Source organism: Lampropedia aestuarii, from assembly GCF_004803635.1.
Classification (GTDB): Bacteria; Pseudomonadota; Gammaproteobacteria; order Burkholderiales; family Burkholderiaceae_C; genus Lampropedia; species Lampropedia aestuarii.
Genome location: NZ_SSWX01000022.1, coordinates 53,030 through 73,352 on the forward strand (window position 1 = coordinate 53,030; position 20,323 = coordinate 73,352).

Below are 20,323 nucleotides of genomic sequence, written 5' to 3' on the forward strand. Positions count from 1 at the left end.
CCTGATGGGGGGTAGGCACGTGTGTGACACCCAGCCAGGTGGGTGCGGCTGGACTGGGGCGTGTTAGCCGCCCTTAGATCGTAAACACGTTCTTAGCGCAGTGCCAGTTTATGCTCGGCGCTGGGCAGGCCCACGCCCAGTTCGCGGGCCACGACAATGGCCTCGTTGCGGCTGAACACGCTGAGCTTGGTGTAAATGTTTTTCAAATGCCATTTGATGGTCTCGGGTGAGACCCCGAGCGCCTGGGCAATGCGTTTATTGGGCAAGGCATTGGCCAGCAGGCTGAGGATTTGCAGCTCCCGCTCGCTCAATGCATCGGCTGGCAGCCGCGGCGCAGCGGCGCTGTGTGTCAGGCTGGCCTGCTCTTCATCGGCCAGTTTGAGCAGCCGGGCGGCGTAAAAGCCCAAAATAGGGTGGTTTTTGCTGCGGCTTGCGTGCACTTGGCGCAGCAGTTGCAGGCTGGCTTCGTCCAGGTCCAGCACGCTGCGCACCATGTCGCTGGCTTGGGCTTGCTCCAGAATCTGCAGGGCCAGGTCTTCGGCAGCGCTGTCCTGGCCGGCGCGTTGCAAGGCCAGCGCGGGCAGTGCGATGGCGCTGATCTGCAGGCGCCTAGCCAGTTGCGGGCTGGCTGCCAGCGCCTGCAGTTGCCGCAGCGCAGCTGGATCATGGCGCTGGTGTTGGTGGGCTTGCCACTGCGCCTGTGCCAAGGTGGCGTAATGGCTGATTTTCTCGGCCGCGTGGTGCTGCTTGTCTGCTGCGCGCTGGGCCAGCGCCACCAGCGTAACCAGGCAGCCGTGGTTTTGTTCAGAGAGCGCATGTTCACGCAGGCTCAGCTGGAATTGCTCGTACAACAAGATCGCAGTGATGCGCAGCATCTTGCGGCTGCTGACCGCGTTTTCGAGCCGTACCAACACTTCCTGGGCTTCGGCCAGGTTGTGATCCAGCGCCAATAGGCGGCTGCGTGCCAAGGTGGCGCTCAGGCGGGCATCGGGCAGCGCGACCTTGTCGATCGCGTCGCCATAGCGCTCCAGCAGCTCGCGCAGGCCTTGCAGGTCGTTGATTTCGTAGAGCACCTCGCACAGCAGGCCGGCAGCATTGCATGCGGCTTCGCAGTGGCTGCCCAAGGCTGCCTCGGCCTTGCTCAAGGCCGCGCGCAGCGTGGCTTCGGCCTGGCGGTAGTGGCCTTCGTGCAGGTGTGTCATGCCCAGCAGCGCCAGGCTCATCATGTTGCCAAACGATGAGTCTTGCAGCGGGCTGCCGTCTTCGCGGTACTGGCCGGGACCGAGCAGGTATTCGCGCGCCTGGGCCGGGGTGCCCTGGTGCGAGAAATACCAGCCCAGCAAATTGCGCCGCCCGCCTTGCAGCACGGCATCGCTTTGGCTGCGCATGTGCAGCATGTGCGGCAGCAGCTGCTGCGCGCGGCTGAAATCATCGGTTTGCAAGGCCAGCGAAAATTGCAGCATGCAGGCATGGGCTTGTTCTGGGCTGGTTTGCGGCAGTGCGCTGCGCCCGCGCTGTGGATGTTGCAGCTGGTGCTGTAAATGGTGTTCGAGTCGGTCAATGCTTTCCTGGCAAGCATCGAACTGGCGGTAACACAGCTGGCTCCAGCCCAGCCACAGCGTCAGTGAATCGCGTTTTTTCAGGTACGAGCGCGGGATTTCGGCCACCGCGCGCACCAGGCGCTGCAGCTCGCCGTTCAAAAACAGCTCGCGTGCATGTCGCTCAATCCAGTCGGTTGCCTGGTCGATCTCGCCAGCAGCCACCAGCAATTGCACAGCATCGCGCAGCATGCCTTTCTCGCCAAACCAGTTGCCCAGGCGTATGCGGGTGGTGCGCTGCAACTCTTTGGGCGCTTGTTCAAACCGCTCTAGCAACAACTCGCGAAACAAGGGGTGAAAGCGCCACCAGCCGGCTCGTGGCTCGTCCATCGGCATGATGAACATGCGCTGTGCTTCGAGCAGGCCCATCAAATCCTGGCCGGCGCTGGGGCCCAGCATCGCAACCACCAGCGCTTCGTTGAAATGGTGCACTGGTGACAAGCGCAGCAGGCCGTGCAGGCGTTCTGGCGCCAGATGGTGCAGCACCTCGCGGTTGAAATAGGCGACGAAATCATGGGCGTTTTTGACCGGCTCGTGCCAATGCGTGCGCTTGGGCTGGGCTTGCATGCCCAGCACAAACAGCTGTAGACCGGCAGCCCAGCCATCGGTGAGTTGGTGGAGTCGATGAACCGCCTCGGGTGCAAGCGCAGGCAGGCGCTGGCGGGCGAATTCCTGGGTGTCCTGCAGCGAAAAGCGCAGGTCTTGCACATCCAGCTCATGCAACTGGCTGGCTGCGCGCAGCCGCTCAAGTTGCAGTGGGGGCACCTGGCGCGAGATCAGCAGCAGATGCAAATTGGGTGGCGCGTAGTCCAGCAAGGTTTGCACCATTGCATGGGCCTGGTGCGCGCGGATGTTTTGGTAGTCGTCAATCACCATCAGCGTGTCGCGGCCATGGCGTTCAATGCTGCGAATCAGAGAAATGGCCAGTGTGCTGGAGAGCAAAAACTGCCCATCGCGGTTGTAGAGCAGATGCAGCTCCTGGCAAATCTCGGGGGTGATCGCATCAAACGCGGCAAAAAGCGCATCCATCAGCGCTTCGGGCTCGTCATCGGGTTGGGCCGACATCCAGGCCACATCAAAACCTTGGCTGAACAAGCGGCTGCGCCATTGCAGCGCCAACGTTGTTTTGCCGCTGCCGGCCGGGCCTAGCAATACATGGCAGCTTTTGTGGCGATTGGCTTGCCAGGCGTGCAGCACATCGGCACGCTCGACCAGGTCATGGGCCAAGCGGGGTGGCTGGTTACGGGGAGGGGGCGAAGAGGCCATGGTGGGCGTTGTCTCGGCGCGTTGCGTGGAGATCGTAAACACGTTCTTAGAACGTCAACAGGTTTTTTTGGGTAGCGCCGCAAGCTGCATGTGCGGGCTCGGGCAGTCTAGCAGCCATGCACGGCAGCTGACAACACAGGAAACTACGCATCGCTGCAGCCGATGTGACTGCGGCGCAGTGCCCTTGCTCAAGGTTTTTGGGCTGCCTGGTTATGGTGCAGGATGCGGCGTATTGCAGTAGTGGCCTCGGCTGCTTCCTGCACATCATGGCCGCGATGCACAATTGCCTCCGGCAGCGCGCCTGCCAGGCATGCACTGCGGGTAGAGCATTTCACTCCAGACCACGGCGTCAGAGAGGCGGCTGCGCGGCAAACACCGCAGTCGGGCTATCTGCCCGGCGAGGATTTTTAACAAGGCAGCGTGCCTTTTGTGCCTTGCACGACTGCGTCGAGACTTTGAACAGGCTCTAAGATATTCAAAGGGGCTCAATCGCGGTTTGCTGCTTGCGGCATTTCTTGGCGAATGGCGTGCGAGAAATCTTCGCCCAGCTCGGCGCTGCGCAGGGCGCGGGCGTTGATATGACCCAGTGACTGCAAATCTGCAAATGAGTAGTCTGGCACCAAGGCGCCTTGGTCATACGCGTAGTGCGCGAAGTGGCCCGATAGCAGCAGCCGGTAATCCGGGCGCAGCGTGGGCGCGATTTGCCTGGCCAGTTCAAACACGATCGTTGTGCAGTTGCTGGTCAAGGTGTTGTAGAAATCGGGCGCATCATGGAGCGCTTGCGCAGCTTCTAAGTAGCCGAGAAATACCGCACGCAATTGCGCTGGCGGCAGGTTCAGGCTGTACAGGTAGACCTGTTCGCCACGTGCATTGCTGCGGGTTTGGATGATGTCACGCTCATCGGCGGCCACCAGAATTTGTTCGTACTGGCGAAAGAAGCCGCGCACGGCAGAAAACGCCTCACCCCGCTCTTTGCGAATTTCCAGCGAAAACACGATGCGCTGCCCATCGTCGAAACCGAAAGACACCAGCGTGTGCGCGATGTGCGGGCCCATCCAGTACGACAAGACCAGGTCGGCCGATTGCAGGCGGCGCAGATCGTAGCTGCGGCTCTCCCAGCGGGGGGTGTAATCGGTTTCACTGCGCCATTCGAAGTTGCGCACCTGGTGCAGCGTGACCCTGTCGCCATCGATTTCGGCCTGCAGCAAATGCGCGACATCGTCGGCCCATAGGCGCTCGTGCGAAGGCGTGATGCTGTGCCACCACACCAGCAGAGCGACGCAGCACACCGCAAACGCCTGGCCCAAACGCCTGCGCCAGTGGCGCTGCTGGCCCCGTGCGACTTGGTAGACACAAGCTGCGCCCAAGATGACCCATGCAGTCACGCAAGGAATACGCCAGAGCGCCTCTGGCAGGCGAAACCACAGAGCGCAAGCACCCCAGAGCGTCAACAGCAGTACAACCAGCGCCGCTGTGCTGCGCAATGCCAGCGATAAACCCCTGCGGGTTGGCTGCTGCTGTGCAAGCTGTTCAGTGGCTGGTGGCTTCATGCGTTGGGCTGCAGTGCGTTTGCAGTTTCGAACGCGTTGTGGGCAGGCAGCAATATTTCGGTTAGCAACGACAGCAAAATGTCTTCTTTGCTTTTGAAATGCGCATGCAAGCCCGTTTGTGACGGTTCGGCGCGCTGCGCAATTGTCGTGGTGCTGGCGCCTTCCAAGCCGCGTGCGCCAAACTTGACCAGAGCCTCGACCAGAGCCGCTGCCAAAATCCGGTGTTTGTGCTGTGCGCGGGACAAGCGCACCCGCTTGCGGGCTTCAGTGTGGGATTCAAGGTTTGGCATGTCCGACTTCTTGCGCTTGGCGCGGCAGTCGCCGCTGTTGTTGCACAGCACTGGGCGCGGTATTGGGCGGTCTGTTCATGGGCCTGTGCGCGCACTGCAATGGCAATGGTGTTTGCGGCACGCATGGCAATGCCACTGGGTATTGCAAGCCTTTGGGTGATCGCAGTTTTGCGCAATTGTAAAGCCATCCAAGCTGTGCATGAATCCCATTGAATGGGCCATTTTTACGCATCAATAGGCTTGAATGAGCCAGGAATTTTAACGATAGATCTATTGTTGGGAGGGCAAGACTGGCTTGTTAATTCACAAAAATATATATTTACACGGCTTTCTGATATGCGCCAGTTGCCCATTTTTGCTGCATTAGAGCGTGCCCACCAGCGGTGGCTGACCGTTTCAGCCGCGTTGCTGACCGCTTGCGCTCCTGCGCCGATCCGCAGTTGTTGGAGCTGATTGGGCAAGCGGGCTGTAGCCGTGTACCGGGCGATAGCATTATTGATAGGGCAGGGGGCGCTCAAGCAAACGGGTAGTAACGCCCGCCATTGTTGGCCATGCTGCGCATGGCCTCGGTCGCCTGGTAGGCTGCGCCCAGGTGTGCGTAGTGGGCGCAGCGTTCCACCACCTGCGCCAGACCCAGCCAGTCTGCGTACTGCAGCGGGCCACCGGCATAGGCTGGAAAGCCCAGGCCTAAGCGCAAAGCGGTATCCAGTTCGGCAGCAGTGCCGACAATACCTTCCTCCAGCGCGTGGGCGGACTCGACCAGCATCGGCAGCATCATGCGCTCGACAATTTCCTGCTGCGTGAAATCACGCTGGCCGTTGGGCTGGATGCTGGCCAACAGCGCCTTGGTATCGCCCGCTTCGGTGCGCTGCGGCTTGCCGCGTGGGTCGGTTTCGTAACGGTAAAAGCCTATGCCGTTTTTCTGGCCGTAGCGCTTGTGGGCCGCCATCAGACGCAAGGCATCATGCTCTAGATGCGGCATGCGCTCGGGGTAGCCTGCCGAGATCACATCGCTGACGTGGCTGCCGGTGTCCATGCCCACCACATCTTCCAAATAAGCCGGGCCCATTGGCCAGCCAAAGGCTTCCATTGCGGCGTCGACCTGCTGAAAATCTGCGCCGTCATTGACCAGCTGTAAAAAACCGCGCATATAAGCGGTCAGAATGCGGTTGACCAAAAAACCGGGGCAGTCTTTGACGACAATCGGTGTCTTTTTCATCTTCACCGCATAGCCCACGGCTGCTGCCACGGCTGCCTCGCTGGTGTGGCTGCCGCGCACAATCTCGACCAACGGCATCATCGGCACCGGGTTGAAGAAATGCATGCCCACCAAATTGTGTGGCCGCTGCAGCGGCGCGCCAATGTCGTCAATGCGCAGGCTGGAGGTGTTGGACGCAATGATGGTGTTAGGTGCCAGTTGTGGCTCCAGTTGCGCCAGTACCTGTTGCTTGACTTCGAGCTTTTCGACAATTGCTTCGATCACGCAGTCCACCGCATCAAAACCGCTGCGGTCCAGCTGCGGGGTAATGTTGGCCAGTACCTGGCTGGCTTGCTCAGCTGCCAAACGGCCTGATAGCACTTGCTTGTCCAGCAGTTTTTTTGCTTCGGCCACGCCTTGGTCCAAGGCCGCTTGGGCGATGTCATTCAAGCGCACAGGCACGCCATTGCGCGCACTGACAAAAGCAATGCCGCCGCCCATGATGCCAGCGCCCAGCACGGCCGCTTGTTGAATTGCACGGTCTTTACCAGCCTGGCGTTGGGTGATTTTTTTCAGCGTCTGGCCATTCAAAAAGGCCTGCACCAAAGACGCGGTGGCCTGGCTTTTGGCCAGCTCACCAAACACGCGGTGTTCTTCGGCCAGCGCTTGCTCGCGTGGCAGCGGCGCGGCTTTGGCCATCATCTCCAAGGCGGCCAGTGCCGCAGGCAAATGGCGCTTGGCTTGACTTTTGGCTGCTTTGAGCAAGGCCTGGGCGGGGGCAGAGTCTGCATCCCAGGGCTTGGCTGCTTGGCGCTTTTGCGCTTGTCTGGCCTGCCAGTCCACCTCGCCTTGCACGGCTTTTTTCAGCAAATCCAGCGCATGTTCACGCAATTGGGCCAGCGGCACTACCGCATCGACAGCGCCCAACTCCAAGGCTTTGGCGGCGTTGACAGGTGCGCCGCCGGTCACCCATTCAATCGCATGGTGCGTGCCAATCACCCGCGACAAGCGCACCGTGCCGCCCAGGCCGGGGTAAATGCCCAAATTGACCTCCGGCACGCCAATTTGGGCCGAGTCGGCCATTACCCGCAAGCTGGCCAGCAGCGCGATTTCCAGGCCACCACCGAGCGCATAGCCGTTGATGGCGACCACGGTCGGAATGGGCAAATCTTCAAACCGCATGCCAATGCGGTTGTCAGCCGCCACCCACTCGGTGATGTGCGCTGCACTGTGCTGGAAACGCGCACCAAACTCGGTGATATCGGCCCCGACAATGAACACATCCTTGTCACTGCTGACCAGCACACCACGCACGGACGTGTCTTTTTCCAGCAGGCCCAGAACGTGTTCAAACTCTTGCATCGTGCGTGTGTCGAGTTTGTTGATCGCTTGTTCCTGGCGTGCGAATACCAGCTCTACGAGTCCTTCGCCCAGGGGTTTTAGTTGGATGCTTTTTCCTGTGAACATGCGTTGCTCCTTGTCTTTACCGGTAGTAGTGGCAAGCCGGTGCGGCATTGCCGATGGGGCCACTGTAGGGAATTGGAGAGGGAGTGACTATCGTCTGAAGAGACGAAATGCGCGCATGCATGTGATGGAGGGCTGATTGGCGGCATATGCAGTTGTTTGTTTTGACGGTATACCGGTTGAGGCGCAGGCCGTTGTTGCGGTTGTTCAATTGAGATCAAAAGCAAGGAAAAGTAGCTAATCACACAATTGGTGTGCTGCAAACTCTCAAATTGATGGCGGTGCACTAGTGTCCGAATGACTCTCTTAACCTTGCCACTTTACGCAGAATCAGGGCTATCAGGAGTGACGCACTCCTGCTGCAACCCGCAGATTTAGCCAGTGTGGTTTAGCTAAGACTGGTAAATACAAAGCCGATCTCTGATCTGAGCAAAAAGGTTTTCGCCACTTTGCTTAAACACCCACCGTGGCTGATTAGTGCTTGTTCGATGGCCGATTCAGTATTGATAGATTTTCCGCTTGGCTCTGATGCTAGTCCAGCAACACTCTGATATGGCAATCAAAGACTAAGGCCAATAAGTCCAGCCATACTTGCATGCTCATACTCGGCATAGATCCTTCGCCCAGAGTTCATCTGGTGCCTTTGCTACCGATGGCAAAGCTTAAATGCGGGTCCTAAACTGTGAGGTCTAACGCGATCGGTCTGCGCACACAAGCGATTGAAAATCAAAGTAAGAATGGTAAGTCACTCGTTGTTTAAGTTGCGTTCGGTATCAGGTTTGGCCGTAAAACACTTCAAAAATCCAACGTGAACACTGGGTTTTTGCAGCACTGTGATCTGCACTTTTAGGGTGCAACGTTTGGCCTTGGCCTGTGCAAATAAATTCTTGAAATTCCTGTATTTTGTACAGTTTTTTCCTTGAGTGAATGAAAATTATTTTAGTTGCTGCAAGTAATTGCATAAAAGTGAGTGCAATGTTGATTTATTCGCAACAGTTGACATGCGTTGAAAATATTTTAAAGTGCCAATTCTTCATTCTTTTTTAACCACCAATAGGGAGTAAAGATGGCATCGTTACAAGACTTTTTTATCAAAATTGACGGCATCAGCGGCGAGTCCAAGGATTCCAAGCATGCAGGCTGGATCGACGTGCTGTCGTTCAGCTATGGCGTTTCTCAGTCCAGCTCCAGCTTTACTGGCGGTGGCGCAGGCGTTGGTAAAGCCTCCTTTGATGCGCTGGTGTTCGAGCACTATGCCGACAAAGCCACTCCCAATCTGATGCAGTACTGCGCCTCGGGTAAGCACATTGGCGAAGTTAAACTCGAAGCGGCCAAAGTGGGCGACGGCTCACAGGTGTATTTCATCATCACTTTGACCGATGCTATCATCACCCACGCTGGCCCATCGGGCTCGACCGACGATGCGCGAGTCAAAGAAACTGTTGGCATTTCCTACGCCAAGATCAAGGTAGAAGTCAAAGAGCAAAACGCTAATGGCTCGCTGGGCGCAGCCACAACCGGTGGTTGGGACGTCAAGCAAAACGTCCAGGCCTGATGCTTGTTACCATGCTGAAGCCTGATAGATCTGTGCGGCTTGGGTCTGAGGGCACGGCGCATGCCGTGTAAATGGCCGTTGCATTGGTCTTGTTGACTTTATGCGGCCCTTGCCTCCGTGGTGGAGTGCAGGGGCTTTGTGCATGCAAATTACCAGTGAGAAAGAGGGAGCTCGTAATGAATCGCTTTTTAGTGGCCCACACGCCGTTGGGGCAAGACTTATGGGCCTATAGCCTCAAAGGCCGAGAAGCACTGAGCAGTTTGTACGAATTCACCGTCGGTTTTAAAAGCAAAGACGCCAACATCGATTGTCAGGCTTTGATTGGCGAGGTTGCCGGTATTGAGCTCGAAGCCCAAAACGGTGTGCGGCGCTACTTTAGCGGCCAGATGGTGCGTTTTGCAGCCTTGGGCAAGCGCGGCAAACACTGGTTGTATGAAGCCAAGCTGGCGCCCAAGCTCTGGCATGCTGGCCGGCAAAGTGATTTCAAAATCTGGCAAAGAAAAACCGTTCAGGACATTGCCGACGAAATCCTCGGCAAAAACGCCATCAAGTACGAGTGGCGCATCAAACAAAACCTGAAAAACTGGGAATACAAAGTCCAGTACGGCGAGACCGACCTGGCCTTTTTGACACGCCAGTTGGAACACGAAGGCATTTACTACTGGTTTGAGCACAGCCAAGCCGGCGAGACCCTGGTGCTGGCCGACCACTTCAGCACCCCAGAGCCGTTTGGCGGCTATGAAAGCATTCCCTTTTACCCGCCCGACGAGGCGCGTGAAGACGAGGACCATTATTGGGACTGGCAAATGGCCCGCGAGCCCGAGCCCGGCAAGCTCAGCCACAGCGACTACGACTTCAAAAAGCCCAGCACCAACCTCGCCACTGAAAGCAATGACCCGCGTGGGCATCTGTTTGACCAGTACGAAATCTACCAATACCCCGGCAACTATACCGAGCCAGCCGACGGCAGCCAATACGCCAGCGCCCGGCTGGAAGCCTGGCAAGCCGCACAAGACCGCATCATTCTGCGCGGCAAAGTGCGCGGTGCCACGCCCGGCTACCGCTTTGGCCTGTGGCGTCACCCCAGGAATGACCAGAACCGTGATTTGCTGATTGTCTCGGCCCGTTATGAGGCAGAAGACAATGACTACGAAAGCCGGGGCGACAGCCAGGGCGTGCACTTTTTTGTCGAAGTGGAAGCCCAACCGGCTGACCGGGGTTACCGGCCGCATACCGCAGTGCAAGCACCGCGTGCCCGAGGGCCTGAGACGGCAGTTGTCGTAGGCCCGGCAGGGGAGGAGATTTACACCGATGAATACGGCCGTGTGAAAGTGCATTTTCACTGGGACCGCTATGGCGCCAAGGATGGCACAGATTCGTGTTGGATTCGCGTAGCCAGCCCTTGGGCGGGCAGCAACTACGGGGCGATTCAGATTCCTCGCATTGGCCAGGAAGTGATTGTTGATTACGAGTACGGCGACCCTGATAGGCCACTGGTCACAGGCCGTGTCTACAACGCCGAGCAAATGCCGCCTTGGGAGCTGCCAAGGCACAAAACGCAATCAGGATTTCAGACCAACTGGAGCAAAGGCGGTGGCGGCAAGCACATGCTGCGCTTTGAGGATCTGAAAGGGGTCGAGCACATCGAGCTGTCTACCGACCATGGCAACACCCATTTGCACATGGGTTACTTGATGAACCAAAGCACCACGGCCTCACGCAGCTATGGTTTTGAGCTGCGCACCAATGAGTGGGGCGCGATTCGTGCCGACAAGGGTTTGTTGATCACCACGTATACGCAAGATTTCACACAGAAAGTCGCACACGAGAACCCTGATGGATTCATGGGTCTGGGCTCTGGCCTGGCGGCGACCGAGTCGCTGATGCAAGAGGCCAATAACGCGGTGCAGATGATGGATAGCGCGATCACCGCACTCAATGAGCTCAAGGCCAGCCATGTGCAACAAATGGCCGATGGGGTGATGAAGTCGGTAGGCAAAACAGCGGCGGCTGCATCTATCTCGAAAGTGGCTCAGGCACTGTCCGCTTTTGCCACTGGAGCGGGCGCGGCCCCTGAGGCCACATTGCCTAAAAACACCGACCCTGCAATGCCGCAAGCGCGCTCACTGCAGAATCTCTCCAAAGACATCAGCAAGCCCGTGGTCTCGATTGTCAGCCCGGAGGGCCAATCGCTGATCAGCCCCAAGGCGATTGTGATCAGCTCTGGCCAAAGCGTCTCGACGCATGCGCAAGACAACATCACGCTCTCGGCCAATGCGCAACTGACCCAGTTGGCCAAGACCGGCATGCTGACCCATGTCAGCGGTGGTGGCCAGCGCAATACGGTCAGCGAGGGCGATATTGCCTCAGAAGCCTTGACCGGCCACATGAATCTGACCGCACAGCAAAACATCACGATGGCCTCTTTGGATGCTGATGCCAGTGTGGTGGCCAAACAAAACGTCAATGTGCAGTCGGTCGATGACTCGGTGCTGGTGCACGCGGGCAAACACATTCGGCTGGAGGCGGGCGAGAGCATCACCTTGGTGGTGGGCGGCTCCACCATCACGATGACCGCTGATGGCAATATCACCGTGGCAGGCACTGGCACGGGTGTTGTGCAGTTTGACAAAGAGTTGGCGCAGTTTGGTGGACCGATCTTGCTCAACTGCTAAAGCCGTGCATTCTTAAGTATCTAAAAAATTCATGACTGACGCTAAGCAACAACCCCGTGCGCGCTCAACGCTGTATTTCTCGGCCATCTTCTGCCTTGGTTTGCTGCTTGTGCTGCTCTACCTGATCTGGCGTGGCCCACCGACCGAGACGGCCTTGGCCCGCCAGGAATATTTAAAAGTGGGCTTTATTTATTACCCACTGATGGCCATATTGGCCACCGTTTTTGCGGGCATTGCAGCCTTCAATATTAAACAGATCCTGGCCGATCAAAAGCCCACCCTGTCCAAGTGACCCCGTTGAAAGACCTATGAAATACATCGTGAACGAAGGCAACTTCGATATCCCAGACGGTTTGACAGACAAAACGGTCAACATGCTGATGACGCCCGATGGCCAGCATGTCTCCTACACCATGACCCGCGACAAACTGCAAGAGGGCGAGTCGCTGCAAGACTTTATCAACCGGCAACTGAAAGAGCTCTCGCGGCAGGTTTCAAAGTTCAATGAGCTGGAGCGGCTGGAAACACCGTTTGCCAACAGCCCCCAGCCGGGCTGGGACATCAAAAGTTTTTTTAAACAAAATGGCCGCGAGTTTCATCAACGGCAAATGGTCGTGTTGCTGCGCGATGAGCGGCATGTGTTCATCGTCACGGGCACCGCATTCAACGCATGGTCAGACAGTGATTTAGCCGCTTGGCAGACCATGCTCAAACACTCTCAACTGTATTGATCTACCAACGACTGGCATGACAGAACAAGCATCCCCAGGCGCCGCTGCCGCAAGATTGTTAGACCCCATTGCCCATACCAATGCGCATGGGCGTTTCTGGGCCAAAGTAGCGGGCAGCATCGTCGGTGGACTAGTGGTGGGAGCGCTTGCCGTGGGCGCTGCAGCGCTGGTGGTGGGGACTGGCGGCTTGGCCACGCCACTGGTAGTTGCAGGCGGCATGACGCTGTTGTCGGCTGGCGGTTTGGTTGGCGCGGTAGGCGGCTTTTTTGGCGGGATGGCAGGCGAGGCCATAGTCGACAAAATACTACCGGAGACCTTTACTGTCACAGGCCAAATCACCAGCGCCTCGACCAATGTGTTTGTGAATAGCCCTGCAACGGGCGCGGCGCGTGCAAGCCCTGACAATCCCTTGGATACGGTCGAGTGCAAGCGCGACTCAGGCCCCATTTTCATCGCCGAAGGGGCTGAAACCGTCTTTGTCAACCAGGCCGTCTTCTCACGCAAAGGCGATGCCGTGGAGTGCGGAGCTGTCATTCAAGATGGCTCGCCAGATGTCTTTGTTGGCGACCCCAAAGCCAGGGTGCGTGAAGTGGCGGATGAGGTGCCGCTGATCTCTCGCATATTGGGCGGCGTGATCGGCCTTGTGGGCGGTGTCAGAGGGCTTATCAAATGCGTGCGCGGTGTGCCTGGACTGCTGCGCTCAAAGCTGCCTTGTCTTGCAAAATTCGGTATTGAGCAAGGCATTGACATGACCTTGGGGGCTATTTTTAACCCCGTCCATATTGCCACTGGCGCCAAAATTTTGACCGGTGAAGTCGACACCGACTTCGTGCTGCCAGGCCCATTGCCATTACGCTGGAGCCGCGCCTATAACAGCTTGGATACCCGTTCTGCCACCCCGCATGGCCAGGGCTGGGGGGGTGAATGGACGGTGCGCTTACAGATTGCAGGCAGCGGAGCGCACACCTATATCGACGACCAAGGCCGAGAAGTGCTGTGGGATGCGGTCGCGCCTGGCCACTCGCAGGAAAACGTCTCCGAAGGCTATGTGCTCTACCACACAGAAGACGGGCAATACGCGATTGAAAGTCCCGATGGCCTGTATCGATTTTTTGAGCCGCTAGAGAGCGATTCGGCCAATCCCATACTGCAAGAAGCGGACGCAGGACAGCAGCGCCTGCTGCGCTTAATGCGCGTAGAGGACGACCACGGCAATTTCATCGCGCTGCGCTACCACAGTGGCTTTGAAATCAAAAACATCACCGACAGCACCGGCCGCTTGCTGGAGTTTGCCTACACCCAGCCGGGCCAGGCCGCAAGCCGTCGGCTGGCCAGCATCCGCCTTGCCACCGCTGCTGAAGGCGAAGGCATTGGCCAACTGGTGCGCTATGACTACCATGCCAGCGGCCAACTGGCCCGCGTGGTCAACCGCGAAGGCATCACCACCCGCGAGTTTGACTACAACGCCGCGCAGTTGATGACCATGCACCGCAATGCCGATGGCTTTACTTGCCACTATGAATGGGGCTTGTTTGCAGACCATCCGCGCGTGATTCGCCATTGGACCAACCAGGGCGACGACTACCAGCTTGAGCATGTGCTGAGCCAACGCCCTGCAGCACAGCAGCCAGGGCAGGAGTCGCAAGAGCGCCAGCTCACTGGTGGCCACACCCGTGTACGCGACCAACTCGGGCGCGACTACCTGTTCGAGTGGGACGCCGACTACAACCTGGTGCAAAGTACCGACGCACTGGGCCACGTCATCACCCAGCACTGGAACGCGCTGCGCCAGCGCACCGCCTTGATCGACCCGCAAGGCCACACCACGCGCTACACCTACGATCCGCATGGCAATGAAAGCACCGTCACCGATGCTTTGGAGCGCACCACACGTACCACTTGGCTGGGCTTTAGAGCCTTGCCACTCGCCATCAAATACGCCGACGGGCGCAGCGAACACTTCGCCTACGACCGGTACTACAACCTGATTGCCCATACCGATGCCCTAGGCCAGCGCACCGAATTCGGCTACGACCAGCGCGGCCTACCGATCATCAGCACCGATGCCAAAGGCGGCGTGCAGCGCTATGCGTGGACTGCCCGAGCCCAGTTGGCGCAATTCACCGACTGTTCTGACCGCACAAGCACCTACCAGTACGACACCAGCGGGCACCTGCGCAGCTCGACCGACGCGGCTGGCCATGTACACCGCTATGTGCACTCGCTGACCGGGCTGCTGCAAGCGCTGGAACTGCCAGACGGTGCGCACTACCACTTCAGCTACAGCAAGGCCGGCGCGCTGCTGGGCCGCTCTGACCCCTATGCACGCCAGACCCAGTTCAGGCGCAACCTGCGTGGCCAACTGCTGCAACGCACCGATGCCGAAGGCCGCCAGATCCACCTGGACTACGACCAAGCCCATAGGCTGCAAACCCTGGCCAACGAAAATGGCGAAACCTATGCGTTTGGCTACGACGCCTCAGACCGACTGGTGCACGAGCAGCGCATTGGTGGCACCAGCGTAGAAGTCGCCTACGACGCCAGTGGCTGGCCCATTGCCGTCACCTACCATCCACGCGCAGGCACAGATGCTGCAGACACCAACACTGCAGACCCAGGCATCATCGCAGTACAGACAGGCAGCGCTTCTACAGCAGCACCAGGTGCCGAGGCCGCGCAGCCACGGCACCTGGAGCTGATCCGCGATGCGGCAGGCCGCCTGATTGAAAAGCGCAGCCGCCATCTGCACTACCACTACCGCTACGATGCCGCCGACCAACTGCTGGAAGCCAGCGTGCACTCGGTGCACTACCTGGACGCGCAAGACCTGCAAGAGCTGGCAGAGCAAGCCCGCCTTGGGCTGCAGCCCGAGCAAGCGATAAAGCCCTGGCGACTCAAACTGCTGCACAGCAACCAGTTTGTCTACGACGCGCTGGGGCAACTGGTTGAGGAAACCGCGCACGACCACCTGACAGGCCAGACGCATACGCTGACCCACCAGCACGACCCATTGGGCAACCGCACCCAAACCACGCTGCCCGCGCTGCCACAAGGCCACCGGCAGGCCGCGCAACAGCGGGCGCTGAACTACCTGTACTACGGCTCGGGCCACCTGCACCAGATCAACTTCAGCCTGCAAGCTGCGGCGGGACCAGCTCAGGGGCAGCCAGAACTCGATGCCAGCGCCCAGCAAAGCCTGGCGGTGCACCAGCTGATCTGCGATCTGGAGCGCGACGAGCTGCACCAGGAAGTCTGGCGCAGCCAAGGCACCCTCAGCACCCGCCTGCAGCGCGATGCACTGGGCCGGCGCACCGGCGCATGGAGCCGCTCCAGAAGCTTGGATGATGGCGTGCTGGCGCAAGATGACAACTGGCCAGACGCCATCCAAGGCCTGCAAACCGCCCAGCCGATTGAGCGCAAAGAACTCACCGGCCTGCTCAAAACCTGGCAGTACGACAAAACTGGCGAGCTGCGCCTGGCGCAGCACAGCCTGCAAGGCGCCAGAGGCCACCAATACGACGCCACTGGCCGCATCGAGCACAGCCAACGGGTACGCACCGCAGGCAGCACTGGCAGCTTGCCCCAAGCGGCCAACGAACGCTTCCAGTACGACCCCGCAGGCAACCTGCAAGATGCCAGTCTGGTCCAAGCCAGCCAAGGCCCCCATCCGCAAGTGCAGCGCGGCTATGTGCAAGACAACCTGGTGCGGGTGTTCGAAGACAAACGCTTCTACTACGACGGCCACGACCGGCTGGTAGAAAAGCGCAGCGGCAAACACAGCATCCAGCGATTTGTCTGGGACGAAGAAAACCGCCTCAAAGCCGTCTACACCACGCGCAGACCCGGCACCGAGCACGAAAACACCCAAAGCACGCACTTCCGCTACGACGCACTAGGCAGACGCATCGTCAAGCAAGATGCATTTGGCACCACGGTATTCATTTGGGAAGGCATGCGCCTGATCGAAGAGCGCCGGGGCAGCCAAATCACCAGCTACGTGTACGAGCTGGGCAGCTACGTCCCACTGGCCCGCCTGGATGCCAGCGGTGATGCGACCGAGCAAGGCGGCCTGGGCACCCAAGCAGATCCCGCTACAGATGCACCATCCGTGCAGCAACTGGAGAATGAAGCACGGATTGCCGAGGCGCTCAAAGGCTTTGAACCCACACCGCACAGTGGGACAGGCATTGCAGCCAATGATGCGGAAGCGCAATACTGGGCCTCACTGGATCAGCCTGATCCGCGCTACTTAGAAGGAGCGCAAGAAGCCTCACAAGGCAATGGCACAACGGGATTGGGTGCTTTAAACGCAAGCTCAAATCCAGAGCTTTGCAAGGTCTACTACTTCCATACCGACCAAGTCGGTATGCCCGAAGAATTAACCAATGCCGATGGGCAACTAGTCTGGCAAGCCAGCTACACGACCTGGGGTGCAACGGTGGCTGAAGAGTGGCAAGTCAAAACGCTGGCGAACCAAGAACCGATTGAGCAAGGTGACAAGCCAGAGAGTGAGCAGAATCTGCGCTTCCAAGGCCAGTACCTAGATCGCAGCACGGGCCTGCACTACAACACCTTCCGCTATTATGATGCGGATATGGGGCGGTTTATCTGCCCTGATCCGATTGGTCTGCAAGGCGGTATCAATCTGGCGAGCTATGCGCCGAATCCGCTTTCTTGGATTGATCCTTGGGGGTGGAGTTGTGGCGTTCATGGGAATAGTAATGCCAGTACCAAGCCTAATCATGTATACGTCATTGTTGACACTCGTACCGGCAATCTAATGAAGCCTGGTATTAGCGGGCAAAAAATGAATGTGAACGGCACATCTCCGAGGGCTAATCGACAGTTAGCCGCTCTGAATGCGAATTCGCCTGGGCGTTACAAAGCAGTTATTGTTGAAAATAACGTGACTCGGGTGGATGCAAAGATAGTCGAGCAGAGAATTACTGATACGCACGCAGCCAGAAATGATGGTGCTATGCCATCTGTGATACATCAACGTCCAAAACCATCAGTTCAATCTAGAGAAGAGTATATTGATGTTTATGGAATTCCGGATAACAGATGAAATGAAGATAAGTACTTTTGCCATTGAAGCGGCCAAGAATGCACGTGAAGCAAGTGAAAAACCTTTTAGGTGGAGTGCGCACCATGTAAAAGAGTTAATTTTCTTTTATTTGAAAGGCGTTGACCTTGATGGAAGCTCTAAGATTCAGCTTACTTTTGGAGAGCCTGAGGAAAATGAATTGGTGTATTCCAAGATATTGAATGCAAGTAATTATTACATAGTTGATTTTGATAAAAAAGCTTATGATAAATTGTCGGAAAAAGAAAGAGAAATGTATGTTTTGAAAGAGTCTATTATTGCTCTGAAGGCGATTGCTGAATTGAATCAAAGAGTTGACGTTGTGGGTTTTTTGTCTGAAGTGGAGAAGAAAATTATTGATAGTGATTTTTATTTGTTGGTCCATGTAAAGAAATTGGATAAAATTCATAAAATAAAAAATATAAAATATAAGGTGAATAGAGTGATCAATCGAGAGGTGGGTGAGGGGTGGCAGTGCATTGTGGATGTAAATGGCGAGGTGCGAAAATTATGGATGCATAAAATACCCCATTTTCTTGATATGACCGAGGTCTTTAAGAGGTCCGATTGTTCAAGTCAAAAGTATTCTATCTATGATAGATTGGGAAAGGAGAGATTTTTTGTGACGCATGAGGGTGTTTGATTTGTTTGATTGTTGTCTTTTATTTTGTATGTTTTTAAATATTTGTGATTAATTTGAATGAGTTCATTTTTTTTATCGCAATATTTCATGGTATTTTTATAAATGATTTTTTGAGGAGTTTTTGATATTTTGTGACTTTGCTGTGAGAGCTTAAATTGTTGTCGCTTTGAAAGTTAAAGGCCACTGATCAGATTCAAAAAATGGAGGACATTTGAAATAGTCTGATCATCTTCTACGTGTGCTAATCAGGCCGCTACTACCTTGGCCCGACTAGACACCATTGCCAATTAGTGGGACAGGCATTGCAGCCCATGATGCAGAAGCACAATACTGGGCTTCCATCGAGCAGCCTGATCCACACTAATTAGAAGGAGCGCAAGAAGCCTCACAAGGCAATGGCACAACGGGATTGGGTGCTTCAAGCGCAAGCTCAAATCTAGAGCTTTGCAAGGTCAACTACTTCCATACCGACCAAGTCGGTATGCCCGAAGAATTAACCAATGCCGATGGGCAGCTCGTTTGGCAAGCCAGCTACACGACCTGGGGCGCAACAGTAGCTGAAGAGTGGCAAGTCAAAACGCTAGCCAACCAAGAGCCCATTGAGCAAGGTGACAAGCCAGAGAGTGAGCAGAACCTGCGTTTCCAAGGCCAGTACCTGGATCGCAGCACGGGCCTGCACTACAACACCTTCCGCTACTATGACTACAACACCTTCCGCTACTATGATGCGGATATGGGGCGGTTTATCTGCCCTGATCCGATTGGTCTGCAAGGCGGCATCAACCTTGCAACCTATGCGCCGAATCCGCTTTCTTGGATTGATCCTTGGGGGTGGGCAAAATGCGGGAGCGAACGTAAAAATCGAACGCCTTCTCCTAAAAATAAGAATATTGACCATTCAAGAACAACCAAAAACTCTGATGGCTCCACAACATATTATGATCATAAAGGAAACGCGGTTACCTACGATAAGAATGGCGTCCCAGATTTTTCTCCTTATGCAGAAAAAACAGCGCGATCAAGTAAATATAATGGCAATCGTGCTCACGATAATAGAATTGCTAATGAGAAGATTAATCAGGGGCATCTTGGCGATAAGGCACCAGAAGGAAAGGTTTGGCACCATGAGTCAAAAGATAAAATGATTCTTTTGGATAAAGATATTCACGATACATTTCCTCATACTGGAAGTGCTTCAGTACTTATACATGGGTAACAAGATGAAATTTCTCTCCAAAAAAACCAAAATTGATATAGAGCCATATATCAGTGATCTTAAGAGATCTACCAGTGATGAAAAGTTTTTAAAATTTTTCGAAGAGAAGAATAATGCAACTCCAAAAGCCTCGGCATGTATTTTGATTGGAGGTAATAGTCTAATTTTTGATTATTTTTTGGGGCGCTCAAAAGAGCTTGAGAAAGACTATTTGTTGATCAAGGATGAATACGAAGGAAGGATTCCAAAAAATTTCTCTGCTGTTTGTCGCGTAGATGAAGTGCATTTCATTTGCCTAGGGCCGAAATCAAAATTTTATCTATGGGATAGATATAAAAATGATTTGTATTTTGATCCGCTGCTGGCAAATAAGTACAAAAAGCAAGACGAAAAATTGGAGTTGATAGCAGAGAATTTTGATGAATTAATTGGCTTAATAGTGGATAATGATTCAGATGCCGAAGATGATGAGTATGATCATTATGAAGATCCGAGTGTTCCATTTAATGATGAAGATATTTTGGGTGATTTCAAAAATCCTGAATTATTTTTTAAGCAAACGCCCGAAGCTATTCAGGTGCAGTTAAAAAAACTACAACTCTCTAAAAAGGGCATGGAATTGTTAGCGTTATTCGCAGAGAAAAAATTAATTTAATTATTAAAATGCTTTTACGACGAGTTTACTACTACCTTTTTTAGCTCGGAAGGCATACGCTTTTTTGAAGAACGCTGAATCAACCAAGTCACTAGGTATGCGTCGTTGACATGTCTAGATGTCAAGACCCGGTTGGTCATAACCCCTTTTTTTGAACGGCGGCAGCGTTTTTTCCGAGTTAGTCCAGCATGTAGCACGCACAATTTCAGCTGGGCAGCCACGTCCCACTGGCCCGTCTGGACGCCAGCGGTGATACGACCGAGCAAGGCGGCCTGGGCACCCAAGCAGATCCCGCTGCAGCAGCACCATCCGCGCAGCAACTGGAGAATGAAGCACGGATTGCCGAGGCGCTCAACGGCTTTGAGCCCACACCACACAGTGGGGCAAGCATTGCAG

At 55.7% G+C, this 20,323-nt stretch carries 12 protein-coding genes; 8 read left to right on the forward strand and 4 right to left on the reverse strand.

From position 1 onward, the window contains the following. Positions 1–92: 92 nt before the first annotated feature. The 4 genes from E8K88_RS14785 to fadB all read right to left on the reverse strand — a co-directional run bounded on the left by E8K88_RS14785 (position 93) and on the right by fadB (position 7,369). Positions 93–2,906, reverse strand: coding sequence for a winged helix-turn-helix domain-containing protein (locus E8K88_RS14785; RefSeq protein WP_136407448.1), 2,814 nt, complete (start codon positions 2,904–2,906; stop codon positions 93–95). Between the two features lie 443 nt (positions 2,907–3,349). Further along, positions 3,350–4,414, reverse strand: coding sequence for an Lnb N-terminal periplasmic domain-containing protein (locus tag E8K88_RS14790; protein WP_136407449.1), 1,065 nt, complete (start codon positions 4,412–4,414; stop codon positions 3,350–3,352). Continuing rightward, positions 4,411–4,704, reverse strand: a complete 294-nt coding sequence (locus E8K88_RS14795; RefSeq protein WP_136407450.1) for a TetR family transcriptional regulator — start codon at positions 4,702–4,704, stop codon at positions 4,411–4,413. The genes E8K88_RS14790 and E8K88_RS14795 overlap by 4 nt, the downstream gene beginning before the upstream one ends. A gap of 514 nt (positions 4,705–5,218) precedes the next feature. Continuing rightward, positions 5,219–7,369 carry a fatty acid oxidation complex subunit alpha FadB gene (gene fadB, locus E8K88_RS14800; protein WP_136407451.1) on the reverse strand — a complete coding sequence of 717 codons (2,151 nt, stop codon included), beginning with the start codon at positions 7,367–7,369 and terminating at the stop codon, positions 5,219–5,221. 1,063 nt (positions 7,370–8,432) lie between these two features. Between fadB and E8K88_RS14805 the strand changes: the two genes are divergently transcribed. The 8 genes from E8K88_RS14805 (at position 8,433) to E8K88_RS14840 (ending at position 19,927) form a co-directional block, all read left to right on the forward strand. Beyond that, entirely contained in the window at positions 8,433–8,921 is a 489-nt protein-coding gene (locus E8K88_RS14805; protein ID WP_136407452.1) for an Hcp family type VI secretion system effector, read from the forward strand. 176 nt (positions 8,922–9,097) lie between these two features. Next, on the forward strand, positions 9,098–11,596 hold the full coding sequence (gene tssI, locus E8K88_RS14810; protein WP_136407453.1) for a type VI secretion system tip protein TssI/VgrG: 2,499 nt from the start codon (positions 9,098–9,100) through the stop codon (positions 11,594–11,596). A gap of 31 nt (positions 11,597–11,627) precedes the next feature. Beyond that, a complete protein-coding gene (locus tag E8K88_RS14815; protein WP_136407454.1) occupies positions 11,628–11,888 on the forward strand; it encodes a hypothetical protein in 261 nt (86 codons plus the stop codon). A gap of 16 nt (positions 11,889–11,904) precedes the next feature. Next, complete coding sequence (locus E8K88_RS14820; protein WP_136407455.1) at positions 11,905–12,327, forward strand: DcrB-related protein; 423 nt, start codon at positions 11,905–11,907, stop codon at positions 12,325–12,327. 16 nt (positions 12,328–12,343) lie between these two features. Next, the gene (locus tag E8K88_RS14825) at positions 12,344–17,395 is read left to right on the forward strand and encodes an RHS repeat-associated core domain-containing protein (protein ID WP_136407456.1); all 5,052 of its coding nucleotides are present in this window, start codon (positions 12,344–12,346) and stop codon (positions 17,393–17,395) included. 1 nt (position 17,396) lies between these two features. After that, the gene (locus E8K88_RS14830) at positions 17,397–18,056 is read left to right on the forward strand and encodes a hypothetical protein (protein ID WP_136407457.1); all 660 of its coding nucleotides are present in this window, start codon (positions 17,397–17,399) and stop codon (positions 18,054–18,056) included. A 481-nt stretch (positions 18,057–18,537) separates the two neighbouring features. Then, on the forward strand, positions 18,538–19,272 hold the full coding sequence (locus E8K88_RS18075; RefSeq protein WP_168797352.1) for an RHS repeat-associated core domain-containing protein: 735 nt from the start codon (positions 18,538–18,540) through the stop codon (positions 19,270–19,272). Positions 19,273–19,276: 4 nt separating this feature from the next. Next, positions 19,277–19,927, forward strand: a complete 651-nt coding sequence (locus tag E8K88_RS14840; protein WP_136407458.1) for a hypothetical protein — start codon at positions 19,277–19,279, stop codon at positions 19,925–19,927. Positions 19,928–20,323: the final 396 nt, after the last annotated feature.

Coding starts and splice junctions, on each gene's coding strand:
- E8K88_RS14820 (WP_136407455.1), top strand. CDS start 11,905: ATGAAATACATCGTGAACGAAGGCAACTTCGATATCCCAGACGGTTTG.
- tssI (WP_136407453.1), top strand. CDS start 9,098: ATGAATCGCTTTTTAGTGGCCCACACGCCGTTGGGGCAAGACTTATGG.
- E8K88_RS14830 (WP_136407457.1), top strand. CDS start 17,397: ATGAAGATAAGTACTTTTGCCATTGAAGCGGCCAAGAATGCACGTGAA.
- E8K88_RS14805 (WP_136407452.1), top strand. CDS start 8,433: ATGGCATCGTTACAAGACTTTTTTATCAAAATTGACGGCATCAGCGGC.
- E8K88_RS14825 (WP_136407456.1), top strand. CDS start 12,344: ATGACAGAACAAGCATCCCCAGGCGCCGCTGCCGCAAGATTGTTAGAC.
- E8K88_RS14795 (WP_136407450.1), bottom strand. CDS start 4,704: ATGCCAAACCTTGAATCCCACACTGAAGCCCGCAAGCGGGTGCGCTTG.
- E8K88_RS14840 (WP_136407458.1), top strand. CDS start 19,277: ATGAAATTTCTCTCCAAAAAAACCAAAATTGATATAGAGCCATATATC.
- E8K88_RS14790 (WP_136407449.1), bottom strand. CDS start 4,414: ATGAAGCCACCAGCCACTGAACAGCTTGCACAGCAGCAGCCAACCCGC.
- E8K88_RS14815 (WP_136407454.1), top strand. CDS start 11,628: ATGACTGACGCTAAGCAACAACCCCGTGCGCGCTCAACGCTGTATTTC.
- E8K88_RS18075 (WP_168797352.1), top strand. CDS start 18,538: ATGCCCGAAGAATTAACCAATGCCGATGGGCAGCTCGTTTGGCAAGCC.
- fadB (WP_136407451.1), bottom strand. CDS start 7,369: ATGTTCACAGGAAAAAGCATCCAACTAAAACCCCTGGGCGAAGGACTC.